This is a genomic window from Arthrobacter sp. NamB2, assembly GCF_005281365.1.
Classification (GTDB): Bacteria; Actinomycetota; Actinomycetes; order Actinomycetales; family Micrococcaceae; genus Arthrobacter_D.
In genome coordinates, this window is the sequence record NZ_SZWI01000011.1 from 15,074 (window position 1) to 28,755 (window position 13,682).

11 protein-coding genes and 1 pseudogene are annotated in these 13,682 nt (G+C 64.1%); 6 read left to right on the forward strand and 6 right to left on the reverse strand.

Annotated features, from left to right (window positions below; genetic code table 11):
- Positions 1-41 precede the first annotated feature (41 nt).
- Together FDK12_RS14825 and FDK12_RS14830 are read left to right on the forward strand one after the other, a co-directional pair.
- The gene (locus FDK12_RS14825; RefSeq protein ID WP_137370269.1) at positions 42-1,271 is read left to right on the forward strand and encodes a CaiB/BaiF CoA transferase family protein; all 1,230 of its coding nucleotides are present in this window, start codon (positions 42-44) and stop codon (positions 1,269-1,271) included.
- Positions 1,268-2,779, forward strand: coding sequence for a carboxyl transferase domain-containing protein (locus FDK12_RS14830; RefSeq protein WP_137370270.1), 1,512 nt, complete (start codon positions 1,268-1,270; stop codon positions 2,777-2,779). The genes FDK12_RS14825 and FDK12_RS14830 overlap by 4 nt, the downstream gene beginning before the upstream one ends.
- Before the next feature lie 192 nt (positions 2,780-2,971).
- On the opposite strand, the gene FDK12_RS14835 is transcribed toward FDK12_RS14830, so the two are convergent.
- On the reverse strand, positions 2,972-3,436 hold the full coding sequence (locus FDK12_RS14835; protein WP_189636369.1) for a MarR family winged helix-turn-helix transcriptional regulator: 465 nt from the start codon (positions 3,434-3,436) through the stop codon (positions 2,972-2,974).
- A 76-nt stretch (positions 3,437-3,512) separates the two neighbouring features.
- Between FDK12_RS14835 and FDK12_RS15320 the strand changes: the two are divergent.
- Positions 3,513-3,755 (forward strand): annotated as a pseudogene (locus tag FDK12_RS15320) (hypothetical protein); the annotation flags it as partial.
- Between the two features lie 78 nt (positions 3,756-3,833).
- On the opposite strand, the gene FDK12_RS14845 reads toward FDK12_RS15320, so the two are convergent.
- Together FDK12_RS14845 and FDK12_RS14850 are read right to left on the reverse strand one after the other, a co-directional pair.
- Complete coding sequence (locus FDK12_RS14845) at positions 3,834-5,363, reverse strand: LCP family protein (RefSeq protein ID WP_137370273.1); 1,530 nt, start codon at positions 5,361-5,363, stop codon at positions 3,834-3,836.
- A gap of 12 nt (positions 5,364-5,375) precedes the next feature.
- Entirely contained in the window at positions 5,376-7,127 is a 1,752-nt protein-coding gene (locus FDK12_RS14850) for a BCCT family transporter (RefSeq protein ID WP_411266178.1), read from the reverse strand.
- Between the two features lie 390 nt (positions 7,128-7,517).
- On the opposite strand from FDK12_RS14850, the gene FDK12_RS14855 reads away from it, so the two are divergent.
- From FDK12_RS14855 to FDK12_RS15120, 3 genes are all read left to right on the forward strand, one after another.
- Positions 7,518-8,612, forward strand: a complete 1,095-nt coding sequence (locus tag FDK12_RS14855) for a hypothetical protein (RefSeq protein ID WP_137370275.1) — start codon at positions 7,518-7,520, stop codon at positions 8,610-8,612.
- A 66-nt stretch (positions 8,613-8,678) separates the two neighbouring features.
- On the forward strand, positions 8,679-9,254 hold the full coding sequence (locus FDK12_RS14860) for a dihydrofolate reductase family protein (RefSeq protein WP_137370276.1): 576 nt from the start codon (positions 8,679-8,681) through the stop codon (positions 9,252-9,254).
- 908 nt (positions 9,255-10,162) lie between these two features.
- Entirely contained in the window at positions 10,163-10,474 is a 312-nt protein-coding gene (locus tag FDK12_RS15120) for a hypothetical protein (protein ID WP_189636370.1), read from the forward strand.
- A gap of 95 nt (positions 10,475-10,569) precedes the next feature.
- Here the strand turns inward: FDK12_RS15120 and FDK12_RS14870 are convergent, their stop codons facing one another.
- The 3 genes from FDK12_RS14870 to FDK12_RS14880 form a co-directional block, all read right to left on the reverse strand.
- Positions 10,570-11,157, reverse strand: coding sequence for an NAD(P)H-dependent oxidoreductase (locus FDK12_RS14870; RefSeq protein WP_137370277.1), 588 nt, complete (start codon positions 11,155-11,157; stop codon positions 10,570-10,572).
- Positions 11,158-11,435: 278 nt separating this feature from the next.
- Positions 11,436-11,798 carry a DUF2200 domain-containing protein gene (locus FDK12_RS14875; protein ID WP_137370278.1) on the reverse strand — a complete coding sequence of 121 codons (363 nt, stop codon included), beginning with the start codon at positions 11,796-11,798 and terminating at the stop codon, positions 11,436-11,438.
- Between the two features lie 98 nt (positions 11,799-11,896).
- Positions 11,897-13,204, reverse strand: a complete 1,308-nt coding sequence (locus tag FDK12_RS14880) for a hemolysin family protein (protein ID WP_137370279.1) — start codon at positions 13,202-13,204, stop codon at positions 11,897-11,899.
- Between the last annotated feature and the right edge of the window lie 478 nt (positions 13,205-13,682).

Consider the following 13,682-nt stretch of genomic DNA (forward strand, 5'->3'; position numbering starts at 1 on the left):
CGACCTGTCACACACCTATTCGACTGATCCCCGGAGGAAGCATGACCACCGAGAGAACCGCACCCGACGCCACCGAGGGCACAGGCGGGGGCCCGCTGGCAGGACGGCTCGTCGTCGACCTCAGTCGGGCCCTCGCCGGCCCGCACGCGGGCATGATGCTCGGTGATCTGGGAGCGCGCGTGATCAAGGTCGAGACCCCGGGCACCGGGGACGACACCCGCGGGTGGGGTCCGCCCTTCGTGGGGCCGGACGACGATCGGCAGGCCACCTATTTCCTGTCCTGCAACAGGAACAAGGAGTCCATCGCCCTCGACCTGAAGAGCGACGACGGGAGGTCCGTCCTGACCGAGTTGCTGCGTCGAGCGGACGTCGTCGTCGAGAACTTCCGACCCGGGGTCCTCGACCGTCTCGGGTTCTCCACGGACGCCATGCTCGAGCTCAACCCTGGGCTGGTCATCCTCTCCATCACCGGCTTCGGACATGACGGCCCGGAGGCCAAGCGCAGCGGGTACGACCAGATCGTCCAGGGTGAGGCCGGGCTCATGTCCGTCACCGGGCCCGATCCCGACAATCCGCAGCGGGTCGGCGTGCCCATCGCGGACCTGCTGTCCGGCATGTACGGCGCGTACGGAGCAGTCGCCGCCCTGCTCGAGCGCGAGCGGACGGGCCGCGGGCAGGTGGTGCGCACGTCGTTGCTCGCCGCGATCATCGGCGTCCATGCCTTCCAGGGGACGCGCACCACGGTCGCCGGCGAGGTGCCGCAGGCGCAGGGCAACCACCACCCCTCCATCGCCCCGTACGGGCTCTTCACCTGCCGTGGTGGCAAAGTCCAGATCAGCGTGGGCAGCGAGAGACTGTGGGCAACCTTCGCAGAAGCGTTCGGCGTCGATGCAGGCAGGCCGGAGTTCGCGACGAATGCCGACCGGGTGCGGAACCGCGACCTGCTGATCGGCGTCGTCGAGGACGCCTTCTCGGCTTTCGAGGCCGAGCCGCTGCTCGCGAAGCTCAATGACGCCGGAATCCCCGCCGGTAAGGTCCGGACACTGGATGAGGTGTACGCGTGGGACCAGGTCCGCTCGCAGGGCCTTCTGGTCACCGTGCAGCACCCCGTCCTCGGGGACATCGCCCTGCCCGGGCCGCCGCTGCGCTTCTTCGACGGTGCGGCCGAGACCACGCTCACCAGCCACACCTCACCACCCCTGCTCGACGGCGACGGCGACGCCATTCGCGCTTGGCTCGCTCGGCCGACCCCCGGGGGTGCGGAGGCTTGAGCGCGGACAGCCGGGTGCGCCATCTCTCGGCCGGCGAGCTCATCAGCGCCGTGCTCGATGCAGGGTCCTTCACCTCGTGGGACGATCCCGGACCGAAGTCGTACCCCGGTGCGAGCCCCGCGTACGAGGACGAATTGCGGCACGCCCGGGAGAAGAGCGGGGTGGACGAGTCGGTGCTGACGGGGGAGGGTCTCATTCACGGGCGCCGGGTCGCTGTGATCGTCTCGGAGTTCACCTTCCTGGCAGGGTCCATCGGCAATGTCGCCGCGCACCGCATCGCTGCCGCGATCCGCAGGGCTACGGCGGAGAGACTGCCCCTGCTGGCCGGTCCCGCGTCGGGTGGCACCCGGATGCAGGAGGGGACTCCCGCTTTCCTCTCGATGGTGGACATCACCGGGGCCGTACGCGGGCATCGGCAAGCGGGACTGCCCTATTTGGTGTACCTGCGTCACCCGACGACGGGAGGGGTCATGGCGTCCTGGGGGTCGCTCGGTCATGTCACGGTCGCCGAGCCCGGAGCCCTGCTCGGGTTCCTGGGTCCCCGTGTCTACGAGGCGCTGTACGGAGAGCCGTTCTCGTCTGGTGTGCAGACCGCCGAGAACCTGTTCGACAAAGGACTCATCGACGCCGTGGTCCCGCCCGAACAGCTCGCGGGCGTCGTGGACAAAGCGCTCACCATCCTCCTCGCGGATGCTTCGGAGCCGCCCGAGCCACCGTCGACGGTCACTGTCCGGCCTGGTGCACATACAGCATGGGAGTCGATCCTCATCTCCCGCAATCGCCGTCGGCCCGACCTCCGCCGCCTGCTCGCTCATGGTGCCCGCGACGTCCTGCCACTCAACGGGACGGGGCAGGGCGAGAAGGATCCAGGCCTCCTCCTGGCGCTGGCGCGGTTCGGGAACCAGCCCTGTGTGGTCCTGGGTCACCAGCGGCCGCGCCATCCGGGTGACTCGGTCATGGGCCCGGCGTCCCTCCGGGAAGCCCGCCGCGGCATGAAGCTCGCGGAGGAGCTCGGGTTGCCCCTGCTCACGGTCATCGACACCGCCGGCGCGGACCTGTCCAAGGAAGCGGAGGAGGGTGGGCTGGCCGGGGAGATCGCCCGCTCCCTGCACGACCTCATCGGCCTCGCCTCACCGTCCGTCTCGGTGCTGCTCGGGCAGGGCGCGGGTGGTGGTGCGCTCGCACTGCTGCCGGCAGACAGCACCATCGCAGCCCAGCACGCATGGCTTTCGCCGCTTCCGCCCGAGGGCGCGAGCGCCATAATGTACCGAACCCTGGACAGGGCTGCTGACATGGCCGAGAGTCAGGGTGTGAAAGTCGGCGTGCTCCTCGAGCGAGGTGTCGTGGACCACCTCGTCGACGAACGGCCCGACGCCGCGGACGAAGGGCGGGCGTTCTGTGAGCGCATGGCTGCCGCCATCGAGTACGAGCTGGCGCGGGTGAACGATCTGCCCACAGCCGACCGGTTGGAGCGGCGCGCGGGGAAGTACCGGGCAGGTGCCGGCTGAAGGACAATCGTTCACGGCAGCGGGTCGATGATCGCCTGCGCGTTGCCAGTGGCTCTGCAGCACCAGCCGCTGGCGTGTGAGATTCGCGTGAGTTGTCCGCTCCAGTCGACTAGTTGCTCAGCTCTCCACCCTCGCGCCGCAGCACTGAGGGTGGAGCGTAATCCGGCAGGTCGCTCGGCGTTGCGGATTGCGTCAGAGAGCCCTTTCGGTGGCCGCGGCGATCGCGGTGTGTAGGTTCCGTAGTGCCTGCTGTACATCGCCAACGGATTCGGGGAGGGCTGCCTCTACAGCGGTCAAGGCGGGCAGGAAGTGACGGCCTGCCGTGGTGTGAGCGTCCTGTCCTGCTTCGGTGAGCGTGATGCGGTAGGACCTACCATCCCTCGGGTGTGGAACCTGCTGGACGTGACCACGCGCGACCAGTCGCTTGACGTAGCTGGACACGGTTGTTGCCGGGGTGGACATCCATCGAGCGAGATCGACCGGGCTGATCTCGCCGGCCTGACGCAGGAGGGAATAGACGGCGAGGTCCTCGGCATCAAGACCAGTGCCGGCCAGCGCATCATCCAGCAGTGCTATTGCGGCGCGGGCCGAGGGCCAGGTGTCGAAGAGCAGATTCGACGGACCGGCACCCTTGACAGGATTGCTGCGATCTCGCACGATTCCTGCCGGCCACGCTGCTGCTCCGACCGGATACGACAGAGGCCCGCATGGGTGAGGGGCATGGGTTCATGCGTCGGACGCGACCTTCTCGAGGAGGTCGGCACGAAACCAGGATTCGGGAAAGGCCCGGCAGCATGGACATACTGGACGTATGAAACCTCTGTTGATCGTCCTGGCCCTCGTCGCTCTCGTTCTGCTGGTTGTGGGAATTGCCGTAGAGACCCTGAAGTTCCTGCTCTACGTAGGACTCGTCGTCCTCGTCGCCTCTGCCGCTCTGCTTGTGCTCCAGCGTGTCCGTTCCCGGGTGCAGCGCTAGGAAGAAAACCGCCGTCACGGCAGCGTCCTGTGCTGCGCCGGCCTCCCGTCCCAGCCCAGCCGAGACCTCCTTCTTCGCTTAACCGAAAGGGTTCGTGTCCTGGCAGGACACCTGATCCGCTGTCTGGTCGATGGCTGCGGTCATGTCCCGGCTGTTCAGCGTCTCCACGCCGCCTCGGGCGTCCATACCGAGGTAGACCTGCACCCCGTAGATCGAGTCATCGGCGGCCAGGGTTGTGATGGGGATCCCCAGTGTTGCTGCGACAGTTGTTGCGGTGTCGGCGAACCCTGCACTGTAGTAGATCGCTGTGATGGGCGTCGACGGCGCGGGTAGGTACTGTGTGCCGTCGAAGCCGGCGTCGCGCAGGGTCTCGACCAGCATAGGAGGTACGTCTCCGCCGGCGGTGCCATCGGCGAGCGTCACGGGAGCTGAGGCGATGACGGAGTCGGTGGCCCCACGAGGTGCCCGCTCCTCTACGTCGGGTAGGTCATCCTCGGTGTCACCCACCGATGCCGAGGCCGAGGCCGGAGCAGTGAGGTCAGCACTCGCGCGCAGCGCACTGAAGAGCTGGGGCGCGGACACGCCGTCGAGAACCAGGCGGTTGGGGTCTGCAGCTGGAGCTGTGGGGACAGAAATGAATTTCACGTCCGCGGGGTCGATGTCCTTGAGTCGGTCGGCGATCGTGACGAGAGCGGGAACGGATGCGAGGCCCTTGTCCACAGTGAGGTTGCGGGTCACTGCGTCTGCGATCGCAAGGACTCGCTGAGGATTGCGCAGCGTTCCCTCGTCATTCATCTTCCGAGCCAGCGAACCGAGGAAGGCCTGCTGGGCCTGAATCCTGCCTAGATCGCCTCCGTCACCGAAGGCTGCTCGGGCACGAAGGAAGGCCAGCGCCTGCTCACCCTGCACACTGGACGTTCCCGCAGGCAATTTCAGTCCGGATTTAGGTTCGTCGATGGCCTTAGTGACGCACACTTCAACGCCTCCCACAGCATTGGAAAGCTCTGTCACGGCGTGAAAATCCGCCAGCATGAAGTGATCCACTTCGAGCCCGGTCAGGGCGTTCACCGTGTCGACGGCGCACCCTGGCCCGGCGTCCCGCATTGCGCTATTGATCATCGCGTCGGAGCGTGCATCGAAGTGTTGGCCGCTCTGCATGTCCGTGCAGGGCGGTATGTCCACGAGTAGGTCGCGCGGGAAGCTCAGGACGTTCACATCGGTATTGTCCTCGGAGATGTCGACCAGCATCATGACGTCCGATTGACCGTACCCCTCGGAGTCGTCCTCGGAGCCGTGGTCACTGTTCGGTCCGCTCCTGGTATCGGATCCCAGTACCAGGAACTGCAGGCGGTCCGTCCGATCATCCGCCGTCACCTCGGAGCGATGGCCGCCGGCGCTGAGGTCGAAGGAATCGACGTTGGTGATCAACCGGATGGCCCAGTAGCCGGCGAACACGACAACCCCGGTCACTGCGGTGATGGCTGCGATGGCTACGAGCCGCAACCATCGAGGTCGTCGCGGCTCCAGGGCGATCGAACTTCCCGCAACGAGGTTGCCCTCCCCTGGATAGGCACACTGGGCAGAGTCATGGTGTAGCTCGCGGGTCACGCGTCATGTCCTTCATCTCGTGTCGGCGTTGCTGGGCACATCTATGGGTTCGTTCTCACGGGAGTAGTCCGCGAGGTGTTCCTGGACCTGCCGTTCGACCTGATCCGACATCGACTCGTTGATCTGATCGCTGACGCGGTCCGCCATTGCCGCGGCAGCGGCCTTGCGCTGCGCGGTCTGCCAGGCCCGGTGTTCGCCATGGAATGCTCTGGCGGTAGCGACGCACATGAGGAGCATGACGACGCTGAATGGCAGGGCGGTGAGGATAGCCGCGGTCTGGATGGAACTGAGTCCGGTGGTGCCCACCAACAGCAGGGCGATGGCGACCAGCGCTGAAAGGACTGCCCAGAAGACGCGGATCCAGTTCCGCGGGTTCGAATCACCGCCCGTGGAGATCATGCTCATCACCAGGGCTCCCGAGTCCGCCGAGGTGATGAAGAAGATGGCGATAAGGAGGATGGCGCCGATCAGCAACGCCGGACCGCCTGGAAGGTCTCCGAGAAGCCCGAACAGCGCGTTCTCGGTGTCCACGGAGCCGTCATCGGCAATCAGGCCGCCCTGCCCGAAAATCTCGCGGTAGATCGCGGACCCACCCATGACGGAGAACCATAGGAATCCGAGCGTCGTGGGGACGAGGAGGACACCGGCGACGAACTCGCGTACCGTCCGCCCCTTGGAGATGCGGGCGATGAAGATTCCGACGAATGGCGCCCACGACATCCACCAACCCCAATAGAAGGTGGTCCAGGACGCCTGCCAGGCCTCACCCTCCTCGCCGGAGAACGCCAGCGTATTGAAGGTAAGGCCAACGACGTTCTGCAGATAGTTGCCGATCGACTGGACGAACTCACGCAGGAGGAAGAGGGTGGGGCCGGCGAAGAGCACCACGAGCAGCAGGAGCGCTGCGAGCACGAGGTTGATGTTCGAAAGCCATTTCATCCCCTTCCCGACGCCGGAAACGACCGACACGATGGTCAGGGTGGTGATACATATGATCAGCCCCACCTGCGTCGCCTCGGTCGCTGCGAGAATGTTGGCGCTCTCCAAGCCGGAGGAAATCTGGAGGACACCGAGTCCGAGGGACGTCGCGACTCCGAACAGGGTTCCGACAAGCGCGACGACGTCGATCGCGTGGCCCCAACCACCCTTGACGCGATCACCCAGGAGTGGTTCGAGGGTCCAACGGATCGATATGGGCCGGGCACGCCGGTGCACCGCGTAGGCGATGGAGAGGCCAACGACGACGTAGATGCTCCACGCGTGAAGTCCCCAGTGGAGGAAAGTCTGCGTGATGGCCTGCTGCCCCAACTGGATGTCGGAACCGGTGACTCCAGGACGAGGGCTGGCGAAGTGATTCAGTGGTTCGGCCACCCCCCAGAACACCAGGCCGATACCCATGCCTGCCGCGAACAGGAGCGCGAACCAGGACATAGTGGAGAACTCGGGTTTGTCTTCGTCCTTGCCGAGCCGTATGTCACCGTAACGGCTGAATCCGACCCAGAGGGAGAACACGACGAAGAAGGCCACCAAGGCCACGTAGTACCAGCCGAAGGCGCCGATGACGTTGTCCTGGATGCCTGCGAAAAGTGAGGAAGCCGTGTCGGGTGCGATGAGGGCAAAAGCGACGAAAACAACGATCAGCGCCGACGCTGGAATGAATACCGGCAGCGCGAGCCGTGACTTCCCTGCAGCGGTGACTCCCGCTGCCCTGCTCGCAGGCTGGGGGGCGCTGGTGGTAGCCCCTTTCCGCGGCTTGCTGCTCACGATCATGCTCCTTCTGACGTGGTCTCGGCGATCCGGGTGAAGCGTCATCAGTGCCGGTAATCGCATTCGGGCTGCCATCCAGCGTAGCGAGCGGGCGTTCACGACAAGGAGCACAAAGTGGTGCCGGCGGCCGTCTGCACACTGCCGGAAGCCTCCCTCGATTCGTTGGCAACCCTCGCGATCCCTTGTCAGGACAACGATCACGAGCGGCGTAGGCCGCGCAGCCCAAGGCTCTGGACATGTGCGTGAATCGTTATGTCGAGGACTTTGCTGCGCCAACGCATACAGGTGATTCCGAGACGAGAACCTGCTGCTCGTGAGTGAGGTGCGCCACTCGACCAGCCTTGTTGGTCAGGGCCGTCATCGATTCCAATGCCCGATGATGGATAGATGGACTCCCAGACGGTAAGGATCGGATTGATGGCCGACCCCGGGCTGCCGGAGAAAGTTGCCGAGGCCCTCACAGGGGACCTCGGTGAACAGCTTGCCCGAGATGTCGATACTGAGGTGCGGTGGGACGTAGAGGTGAGCCGACAGACATTGCCGCTCACCAGCGACGGAAACATATCGCTGATGGACCAAGCTGGACGCCTGCGGAGAGTCCATGAGTGGGATTACGTCGTGTACCTCACCGACCTGCCCCGCACTCAAGCTCAGGAACCGATGCTGTGTGAACTGAGCTCCACCGCCCGCGCAGCACTGATTTCCCTTCCTGCACTCGGGGCATCTCGACTCACGACCAAGGCCCGTCAACTACTGACGACGGTGATCTCCTCCCTCCGGGAGGGATCCAAGGAATTCCCTTCCCTCACGGCTGCCCGCAACGCGGTCGGATTCGGGGCGCTGCATCGACTGGGTCCATCCGAGCCCGACGACATCTCCTACATCACCCGCCCTGGGAGGGTGAACCGGGGAAGGCTATTGGCCGGGATGGTGCGCAACAACCGGCCCGGGCGCCTCTTGTCGGCGCTATCCAGTTGTGTGGCCGCCGCCGCGGCGACCGGGGCTTTCGGTATCTTCTACACCTCCATCTGGTCGATGGCCGATGCGCTGCACCCGATACGGTTGGCCCTGATCAGCCTGGTAGCAATCACTGCGCTCAGCGGGTGGCTTATCCTGCGCAATGGCTTATGGACCACACCACGCAACGCGGCGTTTCACGGGCGGGCCTCGCTGGACAATGCAGCAACCGTGATCACTGTCGGGCTCAGCGTCGCTCTGATGTACATGGTGCTCCACACCCTTTTGTTGTTGGGGGCGTTAGCGATCATTGACTCCGGGTACCTCCAGACTCAACTCGGACACCCCGTCACTCTGGTCGATTACGCGCGCCTGTCCTGGCTGGCCGCCTCATTGGGCATCACGGCGGGAGCATTAGGATCGAACTTCGACAGCGACGACGCAATCCGTGAAGCTACGTACAGTCGGCGGGAGTACCAACGACGCCAACAGGACGGTCGGCCCGGGTATTCAGGCAACCGATGACTTCTTGCTGCCTGTCGCGTCTATCTTGAACGTGTAAGCCAATGGATGGAGCAATGGAGGTATCTGATGTCACGGGAACTGGTGTGGACGGGTTTCATGTCGCTGGATGGTGTCGTGGATTCCCCTGGTGGCGTGGAGGAGGGTCACCGCGGTGGTGGATGGGTGCTCAGCACTGAGTTCCTGCCGGAGGCGTTCGCATTGAAAGAAGACGAATTGGAGGAGACGACGGCGCTGATGTTCGGGCGACGAAGTTACGAGGCGTTCGCCCCGGTCTGGGTCGGGTCAGAGGATCACGCAGCGTACAAGGACCTTCCCAAGTACGTCATTTCTTCGCACCTTGATGAGGGCGCGCTCATCGACGGATGGGGTCCCTCGCAGATCCTGCGATCAGTCGAAGACGTAGCAGCGCTGAAGCAGGAGGATGGTGGTGCGATCTTCATTCACGGCAGCGCCGAGCTCGCGCGGACCCTCGCCGACGCGGACCTCATCGACCGGTACAACCTCCTGATCTTTCCCGTCCTCCTTGGCGCCGGCAAGAGGCTCTTCAGTCAGGAGGACAAGGATCGGCGGCAGTTACGCCTGCGCGAATCAGAAAGTTACCCCAACGGTGTGGTCAAAGCTGTCTACGACGTCGGCCACTGATGGCCTGAATACGGCCGCCGTGCAGATAAGGCGCTGCAGCCGTCGCATGCCGTCCTACTGAAGGACCCTTTGACCGGACAGACTATGAGGCCGGTATCCGGGCGACCTGGTCGACTGTCGACGCGGGACTCCGAGGAGAACTAGTGATACGCATTCTGGCCTCGAGTTGCCAGATCGGGCCGAGGGTGCCGGCCGGGTCAGAGGTCGGCGAGGGCGGTCAGCCCTTCGCGTAAGGCATGGTGCTCCCCATGGGTCAAGGAGCCCGGACCGGTGTCAACCGATGTCTCGAGATTCTTCCGGAGTCGGTCATGTATCCAGCTGCCCTGCTGGGTGCGTTGGAGATGATTTTGCGTCCGCTTCGACGATGAGGGCCAGGGCTCGAGTCGCTGTCACGTTCACGCCGGCCCGTTCAGGGGATGTGATCGAAAGCCTCGGTGGGGTTCAGGCCCTGCCCGTCCCATCAGGATTCCCTTGGCCTGCCCGATACGGAGCGGCTGAGCGCGGATGCTGGGACGGCTCGAACGTCCCTGCCGGACTGTCGACGACGTACCCGACGCTGGACACGGCACCAGTCAGGGGACAAGTGACTCAGAGGAGTAAGTCACGATACAGCCGTTCGACATATTCAAGTCGGGCTGACGCCCTGATTCGGACCTCGAAAGAGCAGAATACCCAAGCACTTCAGAGCGTCCGCCTGACTCCACGGTCGACCGGGCTCGCGCCGGTATAAATGTCTACTCGTCGATGCGGCGACGTAGTAGAGGCAGTCAGCCGGCGAAGCAAACGGTGCCTTCGAGCAGGAAAGGGAAAGCCAAGGAGCGAAGAAGTTCGAGGAGCTGCTGCGGTATTGTCGGTTCTGCCTCTAGAAGCGGGGCTCTCCAGTTATTAGCACGTGATTGAGGCGGTTCGTGAGCGATAGCAGCAGGCTGGACCCGGGCAAAGACTTCCCCGAGGATCTGACACTCGTGGACCGGGATGACCTGGACATCCTCAACAGCAGGAACCACCGGGCACGGGACTTGCAGTACATCCGCGACGGTGAGGTGGATGCCGAGACGGACGGTCAGCACCACGAGTTGCGGGAAGAGTTGGATCGCCGCCAGGCGATCCGTGACGAATCAGCCACCACCGGACTTGGTGTAGACGCCGAATCCGACGCCGAAGCCGAAGCTGGCAAGCGGGCCGAAGCCGAGGAAGACACTGAGTTTCGCGAAGCCTGAGCTTCGCACGCGGACTGCAACCTCATCGTGAGTAATACAGTTCCTTCACCTCCGCCTGGATGCCGATCCTTCAGCGGGTCTCGAGGTTCGCGTTGCTACCTGTTGATGGCCACGCTGACTGCATTGATGGCGTTGAGGACGACTTGCTCCCGGGCGCCGGCGTCGTCCCGCTCGGACTCGTACACGAACGCGGTGACGCCGCGGTGGCTGCCGCAGTAGTCGATGATGCCGTGTTCAATCTGTGTACGCAGCGCATGCTCGTACCCGTGCCGGTCGTACACTCCGGCATCGTCCCCGGCGATAGGCACCAGGTGTGTTGTCAGATGCCCGAGGTTGCGGTTCATGCCCCCCTCTGCGGCGATGTCGAACGCCCAGCCGTTGACGAACACGCGGTCGACCCATCCTTTGAGCAAGGCCGGCATAGACCACCAGTAGACGGGGAACACCAGCACGAGGTGGGCGGTCCGGTTGAGCCTGAGTTGCTCGGCGGCGATCTCGGGGGCGAAGTCGCCGCCTACCTGGTAGGTGTGCCGGTCGGCGAGGGTGAACCTTGGATCGAAGCCTTCTGCTGCCAGATCAGCAGTCTCCACAGTCCCGGGTGGCAGCGCTCGCTCGAGGCGACGAGCAATGTCATGGGTCAGCGAGTCCCGATCGGGGTGGGCGGTAACGATGAGTGTCTTCACGCTCAATCATGACCACAGCTCATGCTTCTGTGCGGCCATTGCTCCCGGCGCGTTCCACGCTCATGCCTCCGAGGGACCGTCTCGCACGGGTCCTCCGCTGGGACACCTTCCGCCGGTATGAGTCAGGAAATGGCAGCCCTGCTGGACGCCTGACGAGACTGATCCCGTAGGAATCGCCCGAGAAGATGCCCGGCGATGAGACGCTGATCAGGTGGCATCGACCTGGTCAGCAACCGCGTGTCACTCAGGGACGACTCAACGGAGGTTCTCCTCGGGTTTCAGGATCGCAGGACCTTCTCGATGCTCTTGCCTCGGGCCAGCTCATCGACCAGCTTGTCGAGATAGCGAACTTTTTGCATCACAGGGTCTTCGATGTCCTCGACCCGCACCCCGCACACGACGCCGGTAATCAGCGGTGCTTTGGAGTTCAGGCGCGCATCGGCGAAGAAGGCCTCGAACGGGGTTTCCTGCTTCAGATGGCGCTCGACATCGGTGTCATCGAAGCAGGTCAACCACGTGATGACCTGGTGCAGCTCCGCTTTCGTGCGGCCCTTTTTCTCCACTTTCGTGACGTAGTGGGGATACACCGCAGAGAACGGCATCCGGTGGACCCGGGCCAGGGTCTTTTCGTCCGTCTTCATGCCGCAATCGTATCGCTGGACAGTGGATCAGGATCGGCACGTTCATCGTGCGCGGCCGTGACGACGCGCATCGTGTTCGCAACCTCGCCTTCGAACGCTCAGGTGACTTTCTGCTCGTCGTGAGGTTGTGTTTCAACCGGGAGGACGAGGAGCTCGGCGATGCGTCGTCGATCGATGCTGGTGACTTGAAGGGTCGCGCCGTCTACCACAACGGTGTCCCCGGGAGTCGCGAGTCGGCCGAGTCGGTCGAGGACGAAACCGGCTACGGTGTCCCAAGTGCCGCGGGGAAGCTCGATGCCCGTGGTCTCGGCGAAATCCTGCAAGTTCAGTCGCCCGTCCACGAGACCTCCACCGTCAGCGAGCCTTACGGGTGCGGCGTCGGTATCGTACTCGTCGAAGATCTCGCCGACGACTTCCTCCACGAGATCCTCCAGGGTGACGATGCCGTCTGTGCCGCCGTATTCGTCGATGACGACGGCGATGTGCGTGTTCCGAGCACGAAGTTTCGTGAGTGTGGGCAGGACACGGGCGGTGGCGGGCAGGTACGGGATCGGCCTGAGAACCTGTTCGAGTGGCGCACTCGGATCGTGGGCAGCCGCGTCGTACACATCACGCACATGCACGAAGCCAGTGATGTCGTCGATGGACTGGTCCACCACGGGGTACCGGGAGAACGGCAGTTCCTGAATACGGGTGATGGCCTCGCTGACGGTGTCACTACTCGGTATGGCGACGACTTCGGGCCGCGGACGCATGACTTCGCTGATTTGCCGATCACGCAACGAGAGCACATCGTCCAAGATGCGGCGCTCGTCCTCGGGCAGCCCTTCATGGCTGGTTACGATGTCCCGGAGTTCCTCCTCCGTCATCTCCTCGCTCGTGCGGTGCGGGTCACCACCAAGAAGACGTACGACCGCATTCGTCGACACCGACAGCAACCAGATCACCGGCCGCATGAGGACCGCGAAACCGCTGAGTACCGGCGCCACCGCGTAGGCAAACTGGGCGTTGCGTTGAATCGCCAGGCGTTTCGGCGCCAGCTCACCCAGAACGAGAGAGAGGTAGGCAACAACCAGAGTGAGCAGAATCGTGGCAAGGGTGAGGGCGGCCGGCTCAGCCAACCCGAGCGACACCAACACAGGTGCGACGGCCGGAGCGATCGACGAAGCCCCGTACGCCGCTGATGCGAACCCGGCAACGGTCACGCCGATCTGCACCGCGGACAGGAACGTGTTCGGATTACGAGCCAGCGCGGCAACCTTCTCGCCCCGCTTCCCACGCTGGGCTATCGCGTTCACCTGACTGTCGCGGAGGGTCACCAACGCCATCTCAGTCGCGGCGAACACACCACCGATGAGGACGAACACCACGACCAGTGCGATGTTCAACCCCAGTTCACCGTTCATCGGGCCACCTCGAAAAGAGCTGTCCGGCCCGGCCTCCGCCGGGCACCGGGTCTATCGCAGTCGGACGAGGTCTCAGGAGAGCGGGTCATACCCCAACTCTAGGGAGCGGAAGCCCCTTCGGTCGATCCAGGGGTGAACCGGCGTGAGCCGCACGCACAGACGCCCCGGCTGCACCTTTCCTTCCCGGTCCTCGTCGATAACGACCGGGTGGGTCCCCCGCCCCTCATCGGCACGCGCGTCCTGGGCGGTGTAACCCTTGTTCGGCGGCATGCGTTATCACTCACTCCAAACATGCTTGTGAACGGTTTCCCCAGCACCCTCGATGTCACCGTTGGATCCTCGAACCCGCTACGTCCGCACCCCGACGAAGTAGCGGAAGTCGCCCGAATTATTCGAATGGTCGCTCGGAGTTGATTGACAGGATGTGTGGCACTCGTAAGCTAATCTCACTGGGGGTAGCCATCTGGCATCCGGTCTC